Genomic DNA, 23799 nt, shown 5'->3' with positions numbered 1-23799 from the left:
CTACTGCTCCTCTTCTTCAAACCGGACTTTGATGGAATTGGCGTGGGCGGTCAGGTGCTCCGCCTGTGCAAACGCCTCAATGTCTTTGTGTATGTCTGCAAGTGCCTCCCTGGAATACCCGATGATGCTGGATTTCTTGATAAAGTCGTCCACGGAGAGGGGGGAGAAAAATCTCGCCGTCCCGTTAGTGGGGAGCACATGGTTCGGCCCTGCGAAATAGTCCCCCAGGGGCTCGCTGGCGTAGGCCCCCACAAAGATGGCCCCCGCGTTGCGGATCTTTGTCATCACGTTCCAGGGGTCCGCCGTCTGGATCTCCAGGTGCTCGGAAGCGATCTCGTTGGCAATGGCAATGGCATCGTCCATCGTCTCCGCCACCAGGATATAGCCGTAGTTGTCCAGTGATTTGCGGATGATCTCACTCCTGGAGAGCTCTGCAAGGAAGCCGTCCACTTCCTCTGACACCTGCCTGGCCAGCTCCATGCTCGTCGTGACGAGGATCGCGCTTGCCAGCTCGTCGTGCTCTGCCTGGGAGAGAAGATCCGCCGCCACATACCGCGGGTTGGCCGTCTTGTCGGCGATCACGAGGATCTCGCTCGGGCCGGCAATGGCGTCAATGCTGACATGCCCGTACACCGCCTTCTTGGCCAGCGCCACGTAGATGTTGCCGGGCCCCACGATCTTGTCCACTTTGGGGATGCTCTGCGTCCCGTAGGCAAGCGCACCCACCGCCTGGGCGCCGCCGACCTTGTAGATCACGTCGGCGCCGGCCTCGCAGGCCGCCACAAGGGTATTGGGGTTTACCTTCCCGTCCTTTCCGGGCGGAGTCACCATCACGATCTCCTCCACCCCGGCCACTTTGGCTGGCAGGACGTTCATGAGCACGGAGGAGGGGTACGCCGCTTTCCCGCCGGGCACATAGACGCCCACCCGCTGCAGGGGCGTCACTTTCTGCCCCAGCAGGGTCCCGTCCGGCCGGCTGTCAAACCAGCTGTACTGCCTCTGTTTTTCATGGTACGCGCGTATGTTGACGAGCGCCTTGCGGATCACGGATACAAGCTCCTCCCCGGCAAGGCTGTAGGCCTCCCGGATCTCCTCCTGCGTCACCCGGATCGTGTCCGCGCTGATCTTTGCGTGGTCAAACTTCTCAGTGTAGGAGAAAAGGGCCTCGTCTCCTTTCTCCTTCACGTCCGCAAGGATGCGGGCCACGCCCTCCTCGTACTGTCCGTACTGGTTCGGGCTCCGTTTCAGCAGGTCTTCCAGGAGATTTTGTTTTGTGTCGCTGTCCAGTCTCAGTATTCTCATTTGTCACCCTCTCTTTCTCTCATAACGCCTGTCAGATCACGGTCCGAAGGCGCGTGATCAGATCCCGGATCCGGTCGATCTCCATGCGCATGCTGACCGGATTGACGATCATCCGCGCCGACAGGGGGCAGACCTCCTCCAGGACGGTCAGGCCGTTCTCTTTGAGGGTGGATCCCGTCTCCACGATATCCACGATCACTTCCGCCAGCCCCACGATGGGGGCCAGCTCGATGGATCCGTTCAGTTTGATGATCTCCACCGTCTGATGTTTTGTATTGTAAAAATAGTCTTTCGCGATGTTCGGATACTTGGTCGCCACGCGGATGAGCTCATGGTGCTCCAGAAGCGGCGCCGCTTTCTTCGGGCCGCAGACGCACATCCGGCAGGCGCCGTAGCCAAGATCCATGACTTCGTGGACCTTGCGCCCCTCCTCCAGGATCGTGTCCCTGCCCACGATGCCGATGTCGGCCGCTCCGTACTCCACGTACGTGGGCACGTCCGGTCCCTTTGCAAGGAAGAACCGGAATTTCAGATCCTCGTTCGTAAAGATCAGCTTCCTGGACGTCTCATCCTTCATCTCCTCGCATGTAATGCCGATCTTCTCAAAAAGTTCCAGCGTATGTCTCGCAAGCCTGCCCTTTCCCAGGGCGAATGTAAGGTATCTCATGTCTAAAGCTCCTGTTCGTTTTTCCCGATGACTTTCTCTTCGCCTGTGGCGAGATTGACCATCAGGATCTCCCGGTCTGCCTGTATGTAGATCAGGCTTCCGGCGTAATAGTCCTTTCCGTAGCGCTTGTACTCCTCCAGTGTCCTGGCCGGATCCTTCTGCAGAAGCTCCGTGTTCTTGAACTTCTCCCGGAACTCCCTGGAAAGCTCGATGGCAGGCCGCTCCATCCCCTTGTCGTAGAGGATGAGCGTGTTCTTTCTGGCGTAGGAGATCCGCACGTGCTGGCGGGTCAGGGCGTTCATCAGCTCGTCGATCACGAGGGCGAAGCCGATGGACGGGGACGCCTTTCCGAATTTCTCCAGGAGATGGTCATAGCGGCCTCCTTTTACAATGGCATCCCCTGTGCCGAAGGTGTAGCCGCGGAAGATGATGCCTGTGTAGTACCCGTACGTGCCGCACATGCTCAGATCAAAGCTCACGTACTGCTCCGCCCCGTAAAGCTTCAGGATGTCGTAGATCTGCTCCAGCCGCCGCACGGCCATGATGGCCTTGGAGTTGGGAGCCATATTGCGGGCCTTTACAAGGACTTCCGGGCCGCCGAAGAGGTCGCCGAGTCCGGCGAGGGCCTCCCGGGCGCTCCTTCTGACCTGGATGCTGTCCAGGTACTCCTCCACCCCGAAATAGTTCCGGTTCCCGATGAGCTCCCGCACGCGCATCTGCGCTTCCTGATCCAGGGCCGCGTCCTCGATGAGGCTCTGGAAGAAATCCACATTGCCCACGCTGACCTGGAAATCGCGCAGCCCCACTGTTGTCAGGCAGTCCACCACCATGGCGAGCATCTCCGCATCGGCCTCCACGGTGTCGGCGCCGATCAGCTCCGCGCCCATCTGGGTGTTCTCCCGCAGCCTGCCCTGGTAGCTGGAATGATTCACAAAGGTATTGCCTGTGTAGCACAGACGGATCGGCAGCACTTCATCCCCGAACAGCGTGGCCGCCGCCCTGGCGATGGAGGGGGTGATATCCGGCCGCAGCACGAGCGTATTCCCCTCTTTGTCAAAAAACTTGTAGAGTTCCCTCGACGGGATCGTGCCGATCTCTTTGCGGAAGACATCAAAATATTCAAAGGTAGGCGTCTGGATGTCGTGATATCCGTAGAGCTGGATCACCTTGTGAAGGCGCCCTTCCAGGGAAAGTTTCTTCCCGCACTCCACATTGCAGATATCCCGGACTCCCTCCGGTGTATGCAGTAACTGTTTCATGAAAATCCTCCTTGCACTTTACCGTGCTAACACGTTAAAACTCTCTTGCAATTATACGGACATTTTTACGGATTGTCAAGTTCCTCCCGCATGGACAGATCCAGGTTCATCCGGTCCAGGTAGGGGAGATAGAGATTCGTTTTCATATCCATGAAAAACCGTGGGTCAAGCTCCTCCATGCGGAAGCTCTTCCTGCCCCCCTCTTTCGCCCGGTTCCAGAACGTGAGAAGCTCTTCAAACCGCATGTAGTAGGCCAGGTTCGACCCGCTGAAATAGATGAGGAGGAAGGCGACCCCTCCCTGCCGCTCAAACTGCTCCATGAACACCGCCTGATGCTCGTGGATGTTCTGTACGGGGAAGGTGGACGAGGCGCACTCCTTGGCGTCAAAGCAGACCGGGATCCCCTGCACGACGCCGATGTAGTCCACCGTGCTCTGCTGGTCAAAGTAGGCCAGGGTGATCTGCCGGTTCTCCTTGTCCATCCGGACCGGCGTGATGGGCGTGGGGATCTTCTGGATCAGGGCGATATTTTTTTCTTTATACCGCTCGTTTGTCCGGTTGATGACATCCTCCAGGGCTGAGCCCCGCAGCCCTCTTGTATTCCATGTCGCCATTGCCCTACTCCTCTCCTTTCAGTATTGTCCGGAACAGGGCCGGGAGGGGGGCCTCCACGGTTCTGCCGGACAGGGCCGCCAGGGGGGCCTCCAGCGCGGGGAACTCCACCCTGCAGGCGTGGAGGAGCTGGCTTTCAAGCCCGTACCTGCGCCTGTATCTTGCATTTACCTGCGCATCGCCGTACTTGCCGTCCCCCACGATGGGATGGCCCTGTGCAGCCAGATGGGCGCGGATCTGGTGCGTCCGCCCGGTGATCAGGTAGACTTCCAGAAGCGTCGTGTGTCTGTATACTGCGACCGGGCGGTACTGGGTCTCGATGAAGCGGTCCGCGCCGCCCTCTCTGTCCGGCCGCACGGTCACCCGGTTTGTCTTCTCATCCTTGGCAAGCCAGCCCCGGATATGCCCGGGCCCCTCCACCCTGCCGGAGACAAGACACAGGTAGTACTTCTTCAGCGTCCGGTCCCGAAAGAGGCGGCTCAGCTCCTGCAGCCCCGCCAGGCTCTTTCCGGCGGCGATCAGCCCGCTCGTGTTCCGGTCCAGCCGGTTGCAGACGGAGGGGCGCAGGGTCCGCAGATCATCCTGCCCAAGCTGCCCGCTGTCCAGCAGGTAGCGGATGACGTACTCCGTCATGGACAGCTCCCGGTCGTCCGCCCGCTGGGAGAGGATCCCCGCCGGTTTGTTGAGGAGCAGCACGTGGCTGTCCTCATAGAGGATCTCCTGTTCCGTGATCCGGAAGGATGCCTCCTTCTCCCCCGCAGCCTGCGTATCCGGCGCGTCTTCTGAAAACCGGTCGATGGTCTCCTGGGAGAGGAACAGCCTGACCACATCCCCCTCTTTGAGCTTCTCGCTGCCGGCCGCTTTTTTCCCGTTCAGCACGATATTCTTTTTCCGAAGCATTTTGTAGAAAAAGCTTTTGGGAGCTTTTCTCATATATTTTGCGAGAAACTTGTCCAGGCGCTGTCCGGCCTCGTTTCCCCCGATATGCACCTCTCTCATCGCGTCCTCTCCTGTCTGCCCCGGCTACATGGAAATGCCAAGCAGGATCTGCCGGATCCTTCTCTCCCGCTTCTTCTGATCCGCGCCGTCCACCTGCGCGATATTGTTCATGGCTTCTGCGCGCAGAAGGAAGGCTTTGTAGGAGGGAAACAGCTTGACTGTGATCTTGGTGAGGCGGTTCTCCTCCAGGATCGTCCGGATATGTTTTGCGGCCTCCTCGGGATCCGTTTTCTTATTGGGCGCATAGCCGCACACTGTGTTCCCGGAGATGACGAACGCCTCCACAGGCATGATCTTCTCCCTGCTTGTGATGACCAGGTCAAAGGCTGTTGTGAGAAGCGGCGCCTTCTCGCAGATCTCAGCCGCCTTCCCGGGATCAGCCGTCCGGTAAGGCAGGATCGTGATAAGCCCCACCAGCGCCTTGCAGGCCGGCAGGCAGCCCACGACCGCCACCACTGTCAGCAGGTTCAGCCTCGTGCCGGTCTGCATCCAGCCCAGGACGAGGAGGGCGATGACGATGGCAAACTCCAGCAGGGTGAGCAGCAGAATCCGTATTTTCCTGGCATGCAGATAGCCAGGCGTCCCTTTTTCAATCTTCATCTTATGTATGACTCCTTGTATTTATTCTGTTCATGATCCAGTCGGTCAGCCGGTCCGGGGCAAGCTTCGAGACTGTTTTCGCGCCTTTCATCGCACAGCCGTACACGGAGACGGCACGTCTTTTACGCACATCCTTCAGGGCCTGGCGCACCACATGCTGCGGGCAGGCCATCAGTTTCCGGCGGGCCGCCCCAGCCGGTTCCCCGGCTGTCCGGAAAAATTCAGTCTCCACCGGCCCGGGGCACACGGCAGTCACGAATATGCACCGCTTTTCAAGTTCCCTGGCCAGCGCGCGGCTCAGGCTCAGCACATAGGCTTTGGTGGCGCCGTAGACCGCCGCCCCTGGCTGAGGCGCGAAGGCGGCCGCCGAGGCCACATTGACGATCCGGCTCCCCCTGTTCATGTAGCGCAGGCACAGACCTGTCATCCGTGTGAGCGCGGCGCAGTTGAGGCCGATCACACCGGTCAGCCGCTCCGGGTCCGTCCCCGCGAACGGTTCCGTGCAGCCTGCCCCGGCTGCATTGACGAGCATGCGGATATCCGGCTTTAATGCATCCAGATCCCGCTGGAGATGGTAGTACACATAGTCCCGCAGAAGGTCGCTGTCGTAGATGCGGCAGTAGATGCCGCTCTGCCTTGTCAGCTCTTCCCGCAGCTCCTCCAGCCGGTCGCTGCGCCGGGCTATGAGCCAGATCTCATCCAGCCCGCGGTAGAACTTCGGTATCTGTCTTGCGAACTCCCTCCCAAGTCCGGAGGAAGCCCCTGTCACGATCGCTGTCTTCATGGAAATCCCTTCTTTATCGTTATTTATACTCTGTATCATCGGTTACTTTTTGCGGTGTACGTTGCGGATCGTCTTCTTTTTCCCCGTTCTGGTCCGGGCCGGGGACTCCTCCCCTTTCAGCTTCCGGGGCCGGATCAGGCAATGCCTGTCAAACCCGACCAGATCCATGCGCCCCGCCTTTTTCAGCGCTTCCAGGACAAGGTCTCGGTTCTTCGGATCCCGGTACTGGATGAGGGCCCGCTGCATCGCTTTTTCGTGCGGGTTTTTCGGCACGTACACCGGCTTCATGTCGCGCGGGTCCACGCCGGTATAGTACATGCAGGTGGACAGGGTGGAGGGCGTTGGATAGAAATCCTGCACCTGTTCCGGACTGACTCCCTGATCCCGCAGATACTCCGCCAGCGCCACCGCCTCCTTCAAGGTGGAACCCGGATGGGAGGACATCAGATAGGGAACGAGATACTGCTTTTTGCCGATCTGGCGGTTGACCGCCGCATACTTGTCCGCAAAGGCCTGGTAGACGCGGTTCCGGGGCTTTCCCATGCGGGTGAGGACGGCGTCGCAGATATGCTCTGGCGCCACCTTGAGCTGGCCGCTCACATGGTACTGGCACAGCTCCTTAAGGAAGGTGTCATCCCGGTCTGCCATCACGTAGTCAAAGCGGATCCCGGACCGGATGAACACCTTTTTCACCCCGGGGATGTCTCTCAGTTTTCGTAATAATTTTATGTAGTCTTTATGACTGACTTCCAGGTTTTTGCATGGCTCCGGGAACAGGCACTGCCTGTTCCTGCACACGCCCTTTTCAAGCTGTTTGCGGCAGGATGGCTGCCGGAAATTGGCCGTGGGGCCCCCCACATCGTGGATGTATCCCTTGAAGTCCGGCTCCTTAATCATCCCCTGCGCCTCCCGGAGCAGGGAGGCGTGGCTTCTCGTCTGGAGGATCCGCCCCTGGTGGAAGGTGAGGGCGCAGAAGCTGCAGCCCCCGAAGCATCCCCGGTTGCTCACGAGGGAGAACTTCACTTCCTGTATGGCCGGAACACCGCCGGCCGCCTCGTAGGAGGGATGGTAGGTCCGCATATACGGATAGCTGTACACATCATCCATCTCCGTCTGGCTTAAGGGCCTGGACGGCGGGTTCTGCACGATAAAGCAGTGGTCCGAATAGGGCTCCACGAGCCTGCGCCCCGCGAAGGGATCCGTGTTGCAGTACTGGGTGTAGAAACTGCGTGCGTAGTTCAGCCTGTCCTGCCTGAGCTCGTCGTAGGACGGGAGGATGACCGGATCGTACACGCTGGAAAGGTCCCGCACTTTGCAGACGGTCCCGTCAATGTAGGTGAGGTCCCGGACTGCGATCCCCGCGTCCAGCGCCTCGGCGATGGCCGCAATGGAGCGCTCTCCCATCCCGTAGGATATAAGGTCTGCGCCCGAGTCCATAAGGATCGACCGCTTCAGGCTGTCGGACCAATAGTCGTAATGGGCCAGCCTGCGAAGGCTTGCCTCGATGCCCCCGATGATGACCGGCGTATGCCGGTAGACCTGGCGGATCAGGTTGCAGTACACCACCACCGCATAATCCGGTCTGCGGCCCATGGCGCCGCCGGGGGAGTAGGCGTCCGTCCGCCGCCTCTTCCTGGCGACTGTATAGTGATTGACCATGGAATCCATGTTTCCGGACGACACAAGGAACGCAAGACGGGGTTCCCCGAACTCCATGATGCTCTCCTTCTTCCTGTAATCCGGCTGGGCCAGCACGCACACCTTATATCCGAGGGACTCCAGCATCCTTGTGATGATGGCATGCCCGAAGGAGGGATGATCCACGTACGCATCGCCGGACACATAGACAAAATCCGGCCGATCCCAGCCTCTTAGTTCCATCTCCCGCCTCGAGACAGGCAAAAATCCATGACTCATTGTTCTTTCAACCTCTTGATCTCTTCCTCTGTCAGGGGGCGGTACGCCCCCGGCTGAAGGCTCTCGTCCAGCGCGAGAGGTCCCATGACCTCCCGCTTCAGGTAGAGGACCTCCATGCCCTGCGACCGGAACATCCGCTTGACCTGGTGAAACTTTCCTTCCCGGATCGTAAGGCGCACGTGCGATACAGGGCGTCCCCCTTCCTGGCCGGTCCTTAAGATCTCCAGCCTGGCCGGCATGGTGCGAAGGGGCTCCTCCCGGCTTCCGATATTGACGCCCTCCAGGAACGCCTGCTTTGTCGCCTCTGTCACAAGCCCGTCCACCCGGGCATAGTAGACCTTGTCCACATGCCGCTTCGGGGACAGGAGCCGGTGCGCCAGCTCCCCGTCGTTGGTGATGAGAAGAAGCCCCTCCGTGTCTTTGTCAAGCCTGCCCACAGGGAAGAGGTCCTTTCTCTTTTTGTCCCGGATCAGATCCAGCACAGTCGTCTCCCTTTTGTCCTCCGTGGCAGAGACCACGCCTGCCGGCTTGTACAGCATGTAGTACTCCTGCGCGGCGTAGGCGACGGGCGCCCCGTCCAGGAGGATCTCCATCCCCGGCTCCACTTTGTACTCCGGAGAGCACACTGCCACGCCGTCCACTGTGACAAGTCCTTTCCGGATATATTTTTTTACTTCCTGGCGTGTTCCTTTTCCCATATCAGCCAGGTACTTGTCCAATCGCATCATACGGACTGCCATCTCCATCCCGGAAGGTATTTATTCTTTAAGGTCCCGCCGGAGAGCTTCCCCCACCCGAGGGGAAATCCGTCCACGCAGAAGAGCTGCCATCCTTTCTTCTTCGGAGAGACGACATCCTCCACATCCAGCGTCTCCCCCTTCAGGTAGCGGATCACCCGGCCGTCATCGGCGGGAAGGCTGATCACGTCCTCCAGTCCGCCGGCCGGAAGCGCCATGGCGAGCGCCTGGCTCGGCTCGAACCGGTTCTTCCTGTTCTCGCCCAGGAGAAGACCTGTGCGCAGGAACCGCATGCCCCGCATGTCCGGAAGCCCTACCGGCATATCATAAACCCTTTCGCCGTGAATATCCAGCGTGCAGCAGCTTAAATCTATCTTAAATTTCTGTGAAAACTCCTCCAGCTCCGGCGCAGCTTCCTTCCTTTTCCTTCCCTGCTGCGCGTCCGCCCTCTCTTTTTTCCCGCGGGCATCCTGCCCCTCCCCTTTCTTAAGCAGGGCCAGGAAGTGGCCCTCCCCGTGCATCCTGTGGGGGAAGATGCGCACGGTATCCGCAAGGGACGGATCCGCGCCCGGCACCAGATCCGGACGTCCCGGCGCGAAACCGTCGTAAGGTTCAATAGAACAGATGCAAAAACCGGGGCGCTCCCTGAGCAGGTGGGCGATGACCTCCTCGTTCTCGGAAGGGTCAAAGGTGCAGGTGGAGTAGAGCATCATGCCTCCCTCCCGGAGCATGTCGGCCGCCTGCAGGATGATATGTTTCTGGATCTTTGAAAAATAGGCGGGCCCGTGCTCTTCCCACGCCTTCACCATCTTCCTGTCTTTGCGGAACATGCCCTCCCCGGAGCAGGGGGCGTCGATGAGGATCTTATCAAAGTAGCCCGGAAAATACTGGCACAGCCTGCCCGGCTCCTCGCTGGAGACAAGCACGTTGCCGATGCCGAAGAGCTCCAGGTTCTTCAGGAGCCCTTTTGCCCGGGAGCTGCTGATGTCGTTGGCCACAAGAAGGCCCTCTCCCTTCAGCTTTGCTCCCAGCTCTGTCGCCTTGCCTCCCGGGGCCGCGCAAAGGTCCAGCACCCGGTCCCCCGGCTCCACGGGGAGCCGGTCCGCCGGCGTCATGGCGCTCGGCTCCTGCAGATAGTAAAGGCCGGCGAAATAGTAAGGATGGCGGGCAGGCGACACCTGCGTGCCGTCATAGTAGAATCCGTTGCGGATCCAGGGCACCTGCCGGACTTCAAAGGGGCAGATCTTCAGGAACTCCTCCACGGAAATCTTTTTCGTATTGACGCGCAGGCCAAAGTACCTTGGCTCGTCATAGCAGGCCAGATAGGCGGGATATTCCTCGCCCAGCAGGCGCTGCATCTTCTCTTCAAACGCAGCTGGAAACCTCATTCTTCTCCTCCGTAAGCAAAACATCATCTGATAAAGTATAGCACAGATGGACGGATTACACCAGTTAAGAATACGCGTATTTCAGCCGGCTCTCCTCCAGCTTTCGGAGGAGCCGGTACGGGTTGACGCTGATCTCCTCCCCTGTATCCCAGGAGTAGACCCCAAGGTGCAGGTGCACGGGAAATTTCCCTTCCGTGCCCTCCGGCCCGTACCCGGAATCCCCCATGAACCCGAGAAGCTGCCCGGCCTTCACCGCATCCCCCTCCCGGATATCCGCGTAGGAGTCAAGATGGGCATAGTAATAGTAGACGCCCGACGGGGAGGTGATCCCGACCCGCCAGCCGCCCAGCTCCAGCCACCCGAGGTTGGTCACGGTCCCGTCGGAGATGCTGAGGACCGGGTAGAGCCCCCGTTCTCCTGTGTCAGCCATGATATCCGTCCCCTCGTGCCCGCTGGTCCCCTTATAGCTGCGCTCGTACATCCAGGAATCTTCATAGGAGACTGTAAGAGACGGATCCTCGCTGGAGGCAGGGACAGGGAAGCAGACGCTGTCCCTGCGCACCTTTTTTAAAAAGGACCGGCACTCTCGGGACAGGCGCCTCTCCTCCTCCCACATCTCCTGCGAATAGAAATCCCGCCTGTACGCAGCGGACGCGATCCCGCGGCCGGCCAGCGTGTTCGTGCGCGCCTGCTCCAGTATCTGACCGGCTCCCAGGGCGCAGAAAAAAGAAAATAGTAATACAAGAAGGAGCAGCCTTCTTCCCGTTCCATGTCGCAAGGGGCAGACTCCTTTTTGTATTACTATATGTCTGCATTTGCAGGGTTTAGCACCTGCCTATCTGCATTTTGCCAGAACCGCCTTCAGATAGTCGTAGCAGCGCTCCACGGAGGCAATGCTGAGACGCTCCCGGACGGAGTGCACATCCGGGATGTCCGGTCCGAATGACACGCAGTCCAGATCCGGCCGTTTTCCGAGGAAGAGGCCGCACTCCAGGCCCGCGTGGATGGTGATGACCTCCGGATCATGTCCGTACATCTCCCGGAAGGCCTCCACCATCACCTCTCTGAGCGGGGACTCCTCCCTGTACATCCAGCCCGGGTACGCGCCGTCCGTCTCAAAGGAAGCGCCGCACAGAGCTGCCAGCGTGCGCAGGCGCTCCGCCACTTCCGTCTTGCTGCTGTCAGAGGCGCTGCGGATCAGGGCGTGAATGCCCACCACATCATCCTTCGTGGATACGACGCCCGGATTCAGGGATGTATCCACCTGGCCGGCCAGCCTGCGGCTGTACGCCTGGGGGCCGTTCGGCATGAGGAAGAGATAGTCGGTGATCCGGCCTGTCGTCTCCGGGGACGCAGCCGGAAGCGATGTCCGGCCCTCGTCGGACACGGTGACGGACAGTCCCGGCTCATCCCCCATAAACTGCGCGTCCCACTGCTCTTTCAGCCGGGCCGCCGTCTCCCCGATGAAGGCGCAGCTGTCGTCGTCCTTCACAAAGAACACAGCCGTGCAGTCCATGGCGATCACGTTCCGCTTGCTGCCGCCATCCAGGCTGACAAGACGCAGGGTGCGGTCTTGATTCGCGCAGTGGAGAAGCTGCCCCATCAGCTTCAGCGCGTTTCCTCTCTGCAGATGGATCTCCGATCCGGAGTGGCCGCCGGCAAGGCCGCTGATGCGCACCCGCACAAGCCGTCCTTCCGCCTGGCTGCTGTGGAGGCTGAAATATGTGTGGGCGTCGATGCCGCCGGCGCATCCCACGGTCAGGTAGCCCTCCTCCTCCGAGTCGATGTTGATCAGTTTTTTCCCTTTCAGAAGGCTGAGATCCGCGGCGATGGCGCCTCCCATGCCGCTCTCCTCGTCTGTTGTGAACAGGGCCTCGATGGGCGGATGGGGGATATCGCTGCTGTCAAGGACAGCCAGCGCCATGGCGACGGCAATGCCGTCATCCCCGCCCAGCGTTGTGTCCTTCGCCTTCACAAAACCGTCCTCCACATAGAGATCCAGCCCGTCTTTCGTGAAATCATGGCTGCTGTCCTCTGTCTTCTCGCACACCATGTCCAGGTGACCCTGGAGGATCACGGGCTCGCTGTCCTCGTAGCCGGGCGTGCCGTTCTTGCGGATGACCACGTTGTTCGCCTCATCCTGGATGACCGGAAGGCCCCGCTCCCTCGCGAACCGGACGCAGTAGTCGCTGACCCGTTTCGTGTCGAAGGTGCCCCTGGGAATGGCGCTCAGCTCTTCAAAGTAGCGGAACACGGACTTTGGTTCCAGATGTTCAAGTACATGCATTTCTTTCTCTCCTTTGACATGACCGTATTTTCAATCCTATTGTGTCACTGTCCTCATAAAAAAGCAAGTCCTATCATAGAATAGAGCGGATCCTTTTGCGAAGGGAGGGCCTGCCTGTGAAGCGGCGCCTGTTTGTCCTGGCGGTCCTTATCTTTTTCTTCTCCATCCTGCTGTTTCCCGGCGCGGCGTTTGCAGGGGCGAGCCGGGGCATCCTGCTGTGGTTTGATACGGTTCTCCCCACGCTTCTGCCGTTCATGATCGCTGCCGGACTGATGGTGCGGACAAATGCGGTCGATCTGCTCTCCCGCCTGACAGGACCTGTGCCAGGCCGTATCCTGCATGTTTCCCCGTGCGGCTCTTTTGCTGTGACAGCCGGGTTCCTCTGCGGCTATCCCATGGGGGCAAAGGTGACGGCCGACCTGCTCAGGCAGGGGCGGATCAGCCGGGAGGAGGCAGGGTATCTCCTCTCTTTCACCAACAATATAAGCCCCATGTTTGCAGTCAGCTATGTGGCGCTCCGGTTCATGCCGGATCCATCATTTGCAGGCCCATCCATCCTGCTCCTCTTCCTCGCCCCGCTTCTGAGCAGCCGCCTCTTCTACCAGTGCAGGAAAGGACAGCTAAAGAAGCGCAGAGACAGCCCGCACCCCGAAAGGGGACGTCCTTTTTCCGCCGGCGTGGTGGACGCCTCCATGATGGATGGGTTTGACGCCATCGCGCGGGTGGGCGGCTATATGATGCTCTTTTCCATCCTGACAGAGATGGCCGGTCTTCTTCCCGGCTCCCGTGCCCTGCCGGCGCGCTGCGCGTCCGCTTTCCTGGAAATGACTTCCGGCGTGGAGATGCTGTATTCGCTCCCGGCTCCCGCCGGGCTTCGCTGGATCCTCATTATGTCCCTTTGTTCTTCCGGCGGGCTTTGCGCTGCAGCCCAGACATACAGTATGATCCACGGGACCGGGCTCAGGATTTCTGTCTATATGGCAGAAAAACTGGCCACCGCAGGGGTGACCAGTCTTCTGTGTATTGTATATCTTTATGTACTGAGATAAATAGCAGCCGGGAAAAAGACCTACTCCAGCTCTTCCTCCGCGATCTCATAGTCCTCCTCGGGCGCCGGCGTGCCGTACTCCGCCTCCAGCCCGCGCGCGGACTGATCCGGGATCTCCAGCTCGGAGCGGTTGTTGCGGACCATGTCGTAGCACTCCTGCAGGGAGTTTACAAGGCCGTCGTATTTTGTCGTGTAGCTGTCAAGCGTGTGGCCGATGATGCTCTCCGCGTTTGCAAGGAGATCGTCCGTATACTGCATGGCGCCGATCCGGATGTCGTTGGCGTCGTTGGTCGCATTGTCCAGGATCTGCTGCGCCTGCTCTGTTGCGGCTGTCACGATCTCATTTGCCTGGGCATATGCCTGCTGCATGATCTCGTGCTCGCTCACAAGCTCGTTCGTCTGGATCTGCGCCTCCTGAAGCATGCTGTCCGCCTTTGCCTGGGCGTCTGCCAGGATGGCGTCCTTGTTGGCGATGATCTTCTGGTAGCGCTTGATCTCGTCCGGCGTCTTCATGCGGAGTTCCCGCAGAAGCTCATCGATCTGATCCTTGTTTACAATGATCTTTGTCGTTGACAGAGGCTGGAATTTGCAACTGTCAATGTACTCTTCGATCTCTTCGATAATCTGTTCAATTCGGCTGCTCATAATTTACACTCTCCTTCTTTCATCCATTTTTTCCTGCATCCGCTCTATCACGATGTCTGGTACAAACTGCGATATATCTCCCCCGAAAGCGGCCACTTCCTTCACGGTCGAAGAACTCAGATAGGAGTATTCCAGGCTGGTCGTCAGAAAGATCGTCTCGATCTCCCGCTCCAGCTTGTGGTTTGTCTGCGCCATCTGGAGTTCGTACTCGAAATCCGTGATCGCCCGCAGACCCCTCACGATCATCCTCGCTTTCATTTTTCTCGCAAAGTCAACCAGCAGGCCTTCAAATGGAATAACTTTTACATTTGGAATATTTTCCACTGTATTCTCTAGTATTTTAACACGTTCTTCCACGGAAAACAACGGAGTTTTTGCGTTATTTACCAATACTCCGACAATTAATTCATCTACCAGTTTCGCAGATCTTGTGATGATATCCAGATGGCCGAATGTGACCGGGTCAAAGCTGCCCGGGTAGATGGCTCTTAACATATTTCCTTCCTCCCCGCAGGCTCTATGAACACGTGCTTGTTTGTCTTGTACATCTTTTCTTTCAGTATATAAAATCCCATGTCGTCAAGGTAGTCAAATTTTGTCTCTTTTGCGGCCTCCACAATGATGACTCCCTGGTCTGCAAGCAGGTCCGATCCGGCGAGGTAGTCGAGGACCTGCCTCTCCAGTCCCTGGTTGTAGGGCGGATCCATGAAGATGTAGTCAAACTGCTTCTCGCCCTCCAGCCGGTAGAGCGCTGTCATCACGTCCGAGGATATGGTGAGCGCCTTCCGCTCCAGGCGGGTGTGCTTCAGGTTCTCTTTAATGCAGGCCATGGCCTTCGGGTTCTTTTCCACAAAGACCGCCTCCATGGCGCCGCGGCTCAGCGCCTCGATCCCGATGCCCCCGCTTCCCGCGAAGAGATCGAGGAAAATGCAGTCGTAGAGGTAGGGCGCCAGCATATTAAAAAGCGTCTCTTTGATCCGGTCCGTCGTGGGACGGGTATCAAGGCCGTCCAGCGTCTTCAACTGCAGACTGCGGGCCGTTCCGGCGATCACACGCATAAAATCACTCCTTTATTGGGGACGTAATACTTTGAACAAGTATTACGTCCCCAATTATACTAACTGGTGTGTAATTGTGTCAACCCATTTGTTATTATCTGAATATATTTTATTCCTTTATCTTACAAAAAAAGCACCTGGCAGACATTTTTCTTCTGTCAGATGCTTTTTCTTCGCTATTTTCAAAAATACAATTCAAACAATTGGCACATTTACACACCATTCAGTTTAATTTCGGACGTAACACTTTTAAAAAATGTTACGTCCGGAACAGTGTTATTTCCCTGCCATCTGCTTCTCCTGCTGCTCGATCATCTTCTTTACCATATACCCGCCGACAGAGCCGTTCTGTCTGGATGTCAGGTCGCCGTTGTAGCCGTCAGTGAGCGGCACGCCAAGCTCGCTTGCAACCTCGTATTTGAATTTGTCCAGCGCGCCCTTTGCCTCAGGCACTGCCGCCTTGTTGGATGAACGATTATTCATGTTATACTCCTCCTTTTTTGTAACAGTTTGTTTTGTTGTTACGCTGATAGTATATGGAGGATCTACAGGATTACACTAGCAGTTCCTGCATGCGCTTCCAGTTTTTTCAACCATTCGGAGCCGGCTGCTTCCGGCGAGGCGACAGCCTCGCTGGCCATCTTGAGAAGCTTTGCGTCCTGGAAAACATCGCCCAGCCGGAAATTCATAAGGCCGCTCTGGCGGATCCCGAACAGGTCGCCGGGACCGCGCAGCTTCAGGTCCTCGGCCGCGATCTTGAAACCGTCGTTGCTCTTATTCAAAATATCCAGTCTTTCTTTTGTCTCCTGGTCGTGGGAGCCTGTCATGAAAATGCAGTAGGACTGATGTTCTCCCCGGCCCACCCGGCCCCGGAGCTGGTGAAGCTGGGCAAGTCCGAACCGCTCTGCATTCTCCACCATCATCACGGTGGCGTTCGGCACATTGATCCCCACTTCTATCACGGTCGTCGAGACAAGAACCTGGATCTGGCCGCTCCCGAACTGTTCCATGATCCCGTCCTTCTGCTCCTGCTTCATCTTTCCGTGGAGGCAGGCGACGCAGATGTCCCCGCCCAGTTCCTCCTGCAGCATGGCTGCATAATCCGTCACATTCTCCACTTCCAGATGCTCGCTCTCCTCCACCATCGGGCAGATGATGTAGCACTGCCGCCCCTGCGCCACCTGCTTTTCGATAAACCGGTACGCGGTCGGCCGGTAGGATGTGTCCACCACGCAGTTTTTGATGGGCAGGCGGTTGGCAGGCAGCTCGTCGATCACGGAGATATCCAGATCGCCGTAGAGGATGATCGCCAGGGTCCGTGGAATGGGTGTGGCGCTCATGACAAGCACATGCGGCATCTCGCCCTTTCCGGCCAGCTTCTCCCGCTGCTTCACGCCGAAGCGGTGCTGCTCGTCCGTCACCACAAGGGCCAGGTTCCGATAAACGGCTTTTTCCTGGATGAGTGCATGGGTGCCGATGATGATCTGCGCTGTCCCGTCCTCCATCCGGCTGTAAACATCCCGCTTCTCCTTCGCCGTCATGGAGCCTGTGAGAAGCTCTGTCCGGACGGGGATGCCGTGCCGGGCAAGCATGGCTGTGACCGACTCATAATGCTGTTTGGCGAGCACTTCCGTGGGCGCCATGAGCGCTCCCTGGAACCCGTTCAGCGCCGCAGTAAGGAGGGCCAAAAGCGCGATCACCGTCTTGCCGGACCCCACGTCTCCCTGCACAAGCCGGGACATGGAGACATCTTTTTGCATGTCCCCCAGTATCTCCTCCCATACCTTTTTCTGCGCGCCTGTCAGCTCATAGGGGAGCGCCCGGATGAACGCGTCGACCCCGGGCGCCGGCCGGATCCCGAAATGGTTGCGGGCCCGGTCCTTCTCCTCCCGAAGCGCCCGGAGGGAGCAGATGAACTGGGCGAACTCCTCAAAGACAAGCCGGTTCCTCGCCTGGAAATACACTTCTTTATCTTCCGGAAAATGGATGCCGCGGACCGCATAATTGTACTCCGCCAGGTGGCAGCGCAGGCGCAGGCCCTCCGGCAGCAGCTCCCGTTCCAGGGGCATCTCATCCAGCGCCTGGCGCACTGCCTTCATGACTGTATTGTTGGAGAGCCCGCCTGTCAGCGGGTACACGGGCTGCATGGTGTGCAGTTTTTCCTCATATCTGGCAGAGGGATAGAACATCTCCGGATGCTCCATGACAAGTCCGCTCTTTTTCCTGGACACAAGGCCCCGCAGCGTGATCACGCCGCCCTTTGCAAGGGTGGTGCGCAGAAAAGGCATGCGGAACCAGACGACCTTCAGCGTGCCGGTTATATCCTTTACATGGATGGTCGTCACCTGCATGGCGCGGTTCCCGGACACCTGCACGCGGCCGAAAATGGCGCCCGTGACCGTCTGCACTTTCCCCTCTTCCAGCTCGCTGACCGGCACAGCCTCTTCATAGATGTCATATCCGCGCGGGTAGTAGCCGAGCAGATCCCCCACCGTACAGATGCCAAGCTTCAGAAACAGTTTTTCCGTCTTCTCCCCGATTCCTTTAAGCTCATGGACCGGCGTCAATTTGTTCATACAGTTCTTCTCCTCTTAAACAAAGAAGTAACAGGCAAATCCCGTGCCTGCTACTTCTTTGTCTTCTGCCTGTTCAGATCTATTCGACAGCCAGTACATAATAGTAGATCGGCTGTCCTCCGTAATGGGCGTCCACATCCACATCCGGATATTTCTCCTCGATCTCTTCCACGAACTTCCGGGCGTCCTCCTCCTTCACTTCCTCACCGTAGTAGAGGCTGATCAGTTCGGAATCTTCGTCCACAAGCTGCTCCAGCATATCCCGCGTCGTCTCCCCGATATCTGTGCCGACCGCGATAATGCCCGCATCGCCGATGCCCATGATGTCGCCCTCGTGGATCTCCTTGTCATCGATCTTTGTATCGCGCACCGCGTATGTCACCTGGCCGGATTTCACATTGGCAATGGCATCCAGCATAGCCTCCTCGTTGGCCTTCGCATCCGCCTCCGGCATGAAGCTGATAATGGATGTGATGCCCTGAGGCACGGTCTTTGTCGGGATCACGACGATCTCCTTGTCCTTCACCAGCGCCTTCGCCTGGTTGGCGGCAAGAACAATGTTCTTGTTGTTCGGAAGGATAAAGATCGTGTCCGCATTCACATGGTCCACCGCGTTGAGCATATCCTCCGTACTCGGGTTCATGGTCTGGCCGCCCTCGATGATGTAGTCAGCGCCCAGCTCGCGGAAGATCTCATTGAGTCCCTCGCCGATGGAGACAGCGATAAAGCCCATCGGCTTCCTCGGCTCTGCGGCCGCCTTCTCCTCCTCTTCCTTCTTCTGCTGTGCCGCAAGCTTCTCGGCATCGCGGATCAGCTTCTCCTGGTGCTCCTCGCGCATATTGTCGATCTTCATGCGGGAGAGCTGCCCGTATGTGAGCGCCTTCTGGATGGCAAGTCCCGGGTCGTTCGTGTGGACGTGGACCTTCACCACATCCTCGTCCGCCACGCAGACAATGGAGTCGCCGATGGACTCAAGATACGCCTTGAAATCGTGCTCCTGCGCCTCTGTAAATTCTTTCTCTGTCAGGATGATGAACTCCGTGCAGTATCCGAACTTGATGTCCGCCGCAGAATCCGCCGCCATCTTTCTCTGTCCGGCGGATACGGAACCCGCGCCCTGGGACGCCAGCGCGCTGTAGTCGATCTCCTTGCCGAGGAAGGCGTCGTAGGCCCCCTTGATGACTTCCATCAGACCCTGTCCGCCGGAATCCACCACGCCGGCTTCCCTGAGTACAGGGAGCATCTCCGGCGTCCGCGCCAGCACTGCGTCCCCCTCCTCGATGAGGGCCGGGAGGAACACCTCCAGATCATCTGTCTCCTGGGCCAGTTCATTGGCCTTCTCGGAAATGCCCCGGGCCACCGTAAGGATCGTTCCTTCCTTCGGCTTCATGACCGCCTTGTACGCCGTCTCCTTGGCGCGCTCACAGGCCGCTGCCAGGTTCTGCACATTGACTTCCTTCTCCTCCCGCAGCGCCTTTGTAAAGCCGCGCAGCAACTGGGAGAGGATCACGCCTGAGTTGCCCCGCGCCCCGCGCAGGGAACCGGAGGAAATGGCCTTGGCCAGCGACTGCATCGTCAGATCCTCCAGCGCCGTCACCTCTTTGGCGGCCGACATGATGGTCAGGGACATATTCGTGCCGGTATCTCCGTCCGGAACCGGAAATACGTTGAGTTCATTGATGTATTCTTTCTTCGCCTCAATGTTCTGTGCTCCGGCCAGAAACATCTTGGCCAGCATATCTACGCTGATCGTATTTGTAGCCACTTAAAAGTCCTCCTTAACTAATCGATGACTCTGACGCCTTCGATGTAGATATTGATCTTGTCAACCGGCATGCCGGAAAACTCCTCCACCCTGTACTTCACATTGCTGATGAGATTGTCCGTCACTGCAGAAATGCTCACGCCGTAAGAAACGATCACATGGAAGTCGATGGTGATGCGGTTGTCATCTGAGATGGAGACCTGGATGCCGTGGGTGAGGCTGTCCTTCTTGAGGAGCCTGACAAGGCCGTCCTTCATGTTTACAGCCGCCATGCCGACAATGCCGAAGCACTCAACGGCTACTGTGCCTGCGTATTTTGCGATCACTTCAGGATTGACCGAAATGATACCGAGATCTGTGCTCATGCTTCCCTTCATATAGTTCCCTCCAATGCTCTATTTTACATTTTATAGAAGTCTGCTTAACAAAAGTATTATACTCTGTTTCCCGTTGATTTACAACAAAAAAAGACTAACTTCCCATAGTTGAACAGGGAAATTAGCCCTCTTTCACACTCACTGATTAAGCGCGCTCTACTTTGCCGGACTTTAAGCAGGAAGTACATACGTACATTCTCTTTGCTCCGCCCTCTGTTTTTACACGAACAGATTTCACGTTTGATTTCCACATTTTCGGTGTCTTTCTATGAGAGTGGCTGACACTGTTCCCGAAGTGAGCACCCTTTTCGCAAATAGCACATTTCGCCATGACTGCACCTCCTAACGCTCATAATAAGTCCGTTCTCCGGACTCGCAACACTGATATTCTATCAGATAGATTTTCAAAATGCAAGCATTAATTTTCTGTTTTTCGAAATATTTTGTCACTTATCATCCCCGCAGCAGAAAAACAGCTCATAGGCCGCCAGAAGGCAGAGGATGATGCAGAGCACTTCCACAAACAGGTTCGGAAGCCATATACCGATGAGAATGCCCACGCCGGTAAAGAACAGTGCAAATCCTGCCACCCGCTTCACAAAACGGCCCCCTTCCATGCGGAACCTCTCATCTGCAGTCTATGCGTGCACAGCCTCCCCTATGCAAAAAAAGAAGGGAAAACAGCTATTGATCCGCCTCGTCCAGGATGTCGTTCAAGTCGTCCTCCGACATGCCCGCGCTGCCTCTGGAGGCAAAGCGGTCCATCACATCCGGCACCATGTCCAGGATCTTGGTGACCGTATCCTGGTTCTTGATGTTCACCAGCCTGGTCGTCCCGTTCTGGATGACGAGCACAGCGCTCGGCGTCATCCTGCCGCCCAGGCCGCCGGCCCCCTTGTCCTTCTTCTCCCCGCTCTTCTCTCCGTTGAACGCGCCTGCACCCACGGCAAATGACACATCCACAAGGGGAAGGATGATCGTATCCCCGATGTGGATGGCATCCCCCACGACTGTCCGGGAGGAGATGACCGCATCCATCCCGTGGAATAACGCCTCAACTGTCCCTTTGAAAGTATTGTCTGCCATTGTATGATCCTCCTACATTTTTATGCTTCCGCCTGGAAGAGATCCCGTATATCCCTGTATGTCTGCCGGACAGCCCTGCGCCGCAGGACCTGGAAGGCAGCAAAGACAAAATGCACTGCATACAGCCGCCCGTCAGCCTGCGCCCTGCCCCGGCACACCCGCCTCTCAAAATCCGGGATTACCCGGATCTCTCCGGGGACAAAGGGATAGAGCACAGCCAGCCCTGCCAGCGCCTGCCCCGTGTGATACGGATCGGCAAAGCCAAAGCAGACCGACAGCCGGAGATGTCTGGGCGCCGTGCGCCGCAGAAGACGTATCCCTTCTTTTTTCACGATCCTGTACGCGCTCCTGTGAGCCTCATCACCCAGAAACGCCAGGATCTCTTCCCTTTTTTCCATTAACAGGTTTATTTTATCACAGATTGCCCGGAATGTACATTTTATCTTTTTAAGGAGCGAAGGAATGCGTTCGCGGATCTTTTGAAACGCCTGGCGGATCTTACGGTATTTTTCTGAAGAGCCGGCGCTTTCTTTTTCATCATGCGCAGTGTTTTCTTCAGCGGTCTGCGCATCCTCTTCAGATGCTTCCGGAACATCTTCAGCTGCTTTCTCCTCCTTAGCAGGTTTCTCCACTGTTTCTTCACCGTTTTCATGTTCTTTTTCATGCTCTTCCTCCTTTTCTGCAGGAACTTCCTTTTCTGCTGGAGCTTCCTTTTCTGCAGGAACCTTCCGTTCCATCCCGCCTGCGCGTTCAGGTTCCGCCCGGCCGCCCAGTTTCTTCCACGCGATGCGGCCCCGCAGGTGCGTTCTCCCGTCCCGGTGCGCGAACCTCAGTTCCAGCAGGCCGAAAAGCCAGCGTACGCTGCCCTGGGCCTTCAGCTCTCTTTCGTCCAGATCCCATTTCGCGGCTCCGCGGTAGCAGACCGGAACAAACAGGACAAGGAGCAGCACTGTTATGAGTATGCCCAGGATGACCGCCAGTATGATCCCCAGGATTTTCAAAATCAACAATAAAATCTGAAGCATATCACCTATCCCGCTCCCGCCCGCGTATGTAGCTGCACACATCCGTCTCCAGACCGGCGTCCAGTGTCTCCTGCGCGATCTGCCTGACCAGATCAAGCGCATCCTCATAGTCTCCCGCCAGGCCGGCGATCAGAAGACCTTCCGAGGGATAGGACCGCTGCAGAAGCTCTGCGGAAGACAGGATCTCCAGCCGCTCCGTGCCGTAGTCGCACAGGGCGAGAAGGTAGACGGGGCGCGCCAGTTTCCTCATCCGGAGGCGCCGGATCACTTTATCCTTCTTCTTTTCCATTCCCTCTGACAGATACATCCGCCTTGCAAATCTCATACGCTCAGGTTCCTTTTCTGCTGTTTATCCTACTGATTATAATAATAACTGTCCATCACTTCTTTTGCAACATCTACTGCGCGCAGACCGCCGTCTGACTGCTCTACGATCACGCAGACCGCCAGCTCCGGATTGTCTGTGTTGGAGAATCCGACAAACCAGGAGTGGTTCCTGGAGGAATCCCCGTCCGCGTACTCCGCCGTGCCTGTTTTCCCCGCCATGCTGTATCCGGCGCCGGCAAAGACGGAGCCTGTGCCGTAGGATGTCACATCCTGCATGTACTCCTTCAGCTGCGCGGCCTCCCCGGAAGTCATCAGATTTCCGTAGCTCTCCGGCGACACCTCCCGCACAACGGCGCCCGCATAGTTGGTCACCTGCTCCACCAGGTAGGGGCGCATCAGATTGCCTCCGTTGGCGATGGCAGACACGAGCAGCGCCATGTGATACGGGCTTGTCTGCGTCTGTCCCTGACCCATGGCCGTCATCATCCGGTCGGATTCCGACGCGTTCCCATCCAGCAGAAAACTGCTCTTTGCCGCCGACACATCCCGCCCCGGGAGCGACTTGTTAAAGAGCAGATCCCCGGCCGTATCCCGGTAGGAGGAAAGGTCGAGTGACAGGCCGATGTTGCAGAAGGAGGAATTGCAGGAGTAGGCAAAAGACTCCGCCAGGTTCTCAGTCCCGTGCACCTGCCCTCCCGCGCAGGGGATGGTCACGCCCCCCGCAGAGATCGACCCATCACATGTATAGGTATAGTTTCCGTAGTCCCCGTGCTCCCGCATGTACTCGAGGGCCGTCACGATCTTGAAGGTGGAGCCCGGCGCGTACTGGCCCTGCAGGGCCCGGTTGAGGAGACTGCTCTGGGGATCGCTGCTTAAGTTCTCCCAGTTCTGGGAGACTGTATTCGGGTCAAAGTCCGGCTTGGAGACCATGGCGCGTATCTTCCCGGTGGAGGGCTCCAGGATCACCACCGCTCCCTTGTGATCGCCCAGCGCGCTGGAGGCCGCCTGCTGAAGGCCCGTGTCCAGCGTCGTCACCACGGTGTCCCCCTGGTTCTTCCTGTCCTGGAATTCGTTGCGCAGCTTCTCCAGGAAAAAGGCGTTGGAGGTCAGCAGCTCAAAATTTTCCGTGGATTCCAGTCCCGCATTGCCCTGTCCCACATAGCCGACCACGTGGGCGAAAAGGCTGCCGTAGGGGTAACTCCTGTACTCGGTCCCGTCCTGGGCCGTCTCCGTTTGGGCCAGCACATTCCCTTCCGAATCCAGGATGGTGCCCCGCACCACCCGGTCCGCCATGGAATCCAGCCTCGGATTGTAGGGACTCCGTATGATGTCCGCGCTCT

The 23799-nt window shown here is 57.8% G+C and carries 26 protein-coding genes; 1 reads left to right on the top strand and 25 read right to left on the bottom strand.

The annotated features are described in order from the left end of the window. The 12 genes from hisD to H6A20_RS02195 form a co-directional block, all read right to left on the bottom strand. Entirely contained in the window at positions 1–1302 is a 1302-nt protein-coding gene (hisD, locus tag H6A20_RS02250) for a histidinol dehydrogenase (RefSeq protein WP_204905534.1), read from the bottom strand. Between the two features lie 31 nt (positions 1303–1333). Then, positions 1334–1969, bottom strand: coding sequence for an ATP phosphoribosyltransferase (hisG, locus tag H6A20_RS02245; protein WP_204905533.1), 636 nt, complete (start codon positions 1967–1969; stop codon positions 1334–1336). Positions 1970–1971: 2 nt separating this feature from the next. Then, entirely contained in the window at positions 1972–3228 is a 1257-nt protein-coding gene (hisZ, locus tag H6A20_RS02240) for an ATP phosphoribosyltransferase regulatory subunit (protein WP_204905532.1), read from the bottom strand. A 65-nt stretch (positions 3229–3293) separates the two neighbouring features. Then, positions 3294–3842, bottom strand: coding sequence for a Holliday junction resolvase RecU (locus tag H6A20_RS02235; protein WP_204905531.1), 549 nt, complete (start codon positions 3840–3842; stop codon positions 3294–3296). 4 nt (positions 3843–3846) lie between these two features. Next, entirely contained in the window at positions 3847–4839 is a 993-nt protein-coding gene (locus H6A20_RS02230; RefSeq protein WP_204905530.1) for an RluA family pseudouridine synthase, read from the bottom strand. A 24-nt stretch (positions 4840–4863) separates the two neighbouring features. Next, positions 4864–5439 carry a hypothetical protein gene (locus H6A20_RS02225; RefSeq protein ID WP_204905529.1) on the bottom strand — a complete coding sequence of 192 codons (576 nt, stop codon included), beginning with the start codon at positions 5437–5439 and terminating at the stop codon, positions 4864–4866. A 1-nt stretch (position 5440) separates the two neighbouring features. Beyond that, positions 5441–6223 (bottom strand): SDR family NAD(P)-dependent oxidoreductase, encoded by a 783-nt coding sequence (locus H6A20_RS02220; RefSeq protein ID WP_204905528.1) that lies wholly within the window; start codon positions 6221–6223, stop codon positions 5441–5443. A 42-nt stretch (positions 6224–6265) separates the two neighbouring features. Further along, entirely contained in the window at positions 6266–8140 is a 1875-nt protein-coding gene (locus H6A20_RS02215) for a YgiQ family radical SAM protein (RefSeq protein WP_204905527.1), read from the bottom strand. Next, positions 8137–8868, bottom strand: coding sequence for a pseudouridine synthase (locus tag H6A20_RS02210; RefSeq protein ID WP_204905526.1), 732 nt, complete (start codon positions 8866–8868; stop codon positions 8137–8139). Before H6A20_RS02210 ends, H6A20_RS02215 begins: the two co-directional genes overlap by 4 nt. Continuing rightward, the gene (locus H6A20_RS02205) at positions 8865–10265 is read right to left on the bottom strand and encodes an RsmF rRNA methyltransferase first C-terminal domain-containing protein (RefSeq protein ID WP_204905525.1); all 1401 of its coding nucleotides are present in this window, start codon (positions 10263–10265) and stop codon (positions 8865–8867) included. The genes H6A20_RS02210 and H6A20_RS02205 overlap by 4 nt, the downstream gene beginning before the upstream one ends. A gap of 64 nt (positions 10266–10329) precedes the next feature. After that, positions 10330–11043 carry a M23 family metallopeptidase gene (locus H6A20_RS02200; RefSeq protein WP_243426092.1) on the bottom strand — a complete coding sequence of 238 codons (714 nt, stop codon included), beginning with the start codon at positions 11041–11043 and terminating at the stop codon, positions 10330–10332. 57 nt (positions 11044–11100) lie between these two features. After that, on the bottom strand, positions 11101–12552 hold the full coding sequence (locus H6A20_RS02195) for an aminoacyl-histidine dipeptidase (protein ID WP_204905524.1): 1452 nt from the start codon (positions 12550–12552) through the stop codon (positions 11101–11103). A 116-nt stretch (positions 12553–12668) separates the two neighbouring features. On the opposite strand from H6A20_RS02195, the gene H6A20_RS02190 reads away from it, so the two are divergent. Beyond that, on the top strand, positions 12669–13601 hold the full coding sequence (locus H6A20_RS02190; RefSeq protein WP_204905523.1) for a transporter: 933 nt from the start codon (positions 12669–12671) through the stop codon (positions 13599–13601). A 20-nt stretch (positions 13602–13621) separates the two neighbouring features. On the opposite strand, the gene H6A20_RS02185 is transcribed toward H6A20_RS02190, so the two are convergent. The 13 genes from H6A20_RS02185 to H6A20_RS02125 all read right to left on the bottom strand — a co-directional run bounded on the left by H6A20_RS02185 (position 13622) and on the right by H6A20_RS02125 (position 23752). Next, on the bottom strand, positions 13622–14245 hold the full coding sequence (locus H6A20_RS02185) for an ATPase (RefSeq protein WP_204905522.1): 624 nt from the start codon (positions 14243–14245) through the stop codon (positions 13622–13624). Positions 14246–14248: 3 nt separating this feature from the next. Further along, positions 14249–14740: a pantetheine-phosphate adenylyltransferase gene (gene coaD, locus H6A20_RS02180; RefSeq protein ID WP_204905521.1), complete on the bottom strand. Its 492-nt coding sequence runs from the start codon at positions 14738–14740 to the stop codon at positions 14249–14251. After that, positions 14734–15303 (bottom strand): 16S rRNA (guanine(966)-N(2))-methyltransferase RsmD, encoded by a 570-nt coding sequence (gene rsmD, locus H6A20_RS02175; protein ID WP_204905520.1) that lies wholly within the window; start codon positions 15301–15303, stop codon positions 14734–14736. The genes coaD and rsmD overlap by 7 nt, the downstream gene beginning before the upstream one ends. A gap of 276 nt (positions 15304–15579) precedes the next feature. Next, positions 15580–15786, bottom strand: coding sequence for an alpha/beta-type small acid-soluble spore protein (locus H6A20_RS02170; RefSeq protein ID WP_204905519.1), 207 nt, complete (start codon positions 15784–15786; stop codon positions 15580–15582). Positions 15787–15848: 62 nt separating this feature from the next. Then, on the bottom strand, positions 15849–17879 hold the full coding sequence (gene recG / locus H6A20_RS02165) for an ATP-dependent DNA helicase RecG (protein WP_204905518.1): 2031 nt from the start codon (positions 17877–17879) through the stop codon (positions 15849–15851). Between the two features lie 79 nt (positions 17880–17958). Continuing rightward, entirely contained in the window at positions 17959–19644 is a 1686-nt protein-coding gene (locus tag H6A20_RS02160; RefSeq protein WP_204905517.1) for a DAK2 domain-containing protein, read from the bottom strand. 17 nt (positions 19645–19661) lie between these two features. Then, positions 19662–20021, bottom strand: a complete 360-nt coding sequence (locus H6A20_RS02155) for an Asp23/Gls24 family envelope stress response protein (RefSeq protein WP_204905516.1) — start codon at positions 20019–20021, stop codon at positions 19662–19664. 145 nt (positions 20022–20166) lie between these two features. After that, positions 20167–20352, bottom strand: coding sequence for a 50S ribosomal protein L28 (rpmB, locus tag H6A20_RS02150; protein ID WP_204905515.1), 186 nt, complete (start codon positions 20350–20352; stop codon positions 20167–20169). Between the two features lie 115 nt (positions 20353–20467). Next, on the bottom strand, positions 20468–20620 hold the full coding sequence (locus tag H6A20_RS02145; RefSeq protein ID WP_204905514.1) for a hypothetical protein: 153 nt from the start codon (positions 20618–20620) through the stop codon (positions 20468–20470). A gap of 85 nt (positions 20621–20705) precedes the next feature. Then, positions 20706–21107: a GerW family sporulation protein gene (locus tag H6A20_RS02140; protein WP_204905513.1), complete on the bottom strand. Its 402-nt coding sequence runs from the start codon at positions 21105–21107 to the stop codon at positions 20706–20708. A gap of 20 nt (positions 21108–21127) precedes the next feature. Further along, positions 21128–22114 carry a DUF2953 domain-containing protein gene (locus H6A20_RS02135; RefSeq protein ID WP_204905512.1) on the bottom strand — a complete coding sequence of 329 codons (987 nt, stop codon included), beginning with the start codon at positions 22112–22114 and terminating at the stop codon, positions 21128–21130. A 19-nt stretch (positions 22115–22133) separates the two neighbouring features. Further along, positions 22134–22457 carry a hypothetical protein gene (locus tag H6A20_RS02130; protein ID WP_204905511.1) on the bottom strand — a complete coding sequence of 108 codons (324 nt, stop codon included), beginning with the start codon at positions 22455–22457 and terminating at the stop codon, positions 22134–22136. Between the two features lie 29 nt (positions 22458–22486). After that, the gene (locus H6A20_RS02125) at positions 22487–23752 is read right to left on the bottom strand and encodes a peptidoglycan D,D-transpeptidase FtsI family protein (RefSeq protein WP_338106555.1); all 1266 of its coding nucleotides are present in this window, start codon (positions 23750–23752) and stop codon (positions 22487–22489) included. Between the last annotated feature and the right edge of the window lie 47 nt (positions 23753–23799).

The sequence above is a fragment of the Mordavella massiliensis genome (assembly GCF_016901695.1).
In the GTDB taxonomy this organism is placed as follows: Bacteria; Bacillota; Clostridia; order Lachnospirales; family Lachnospiraceae; genus Claveliimonas; species Claveliimonas massiliensis_A.
Note: the sequence above shows the minus strand (reverse complement) of the source record. Positions and strands in the feature narration are given on the sequence as shown.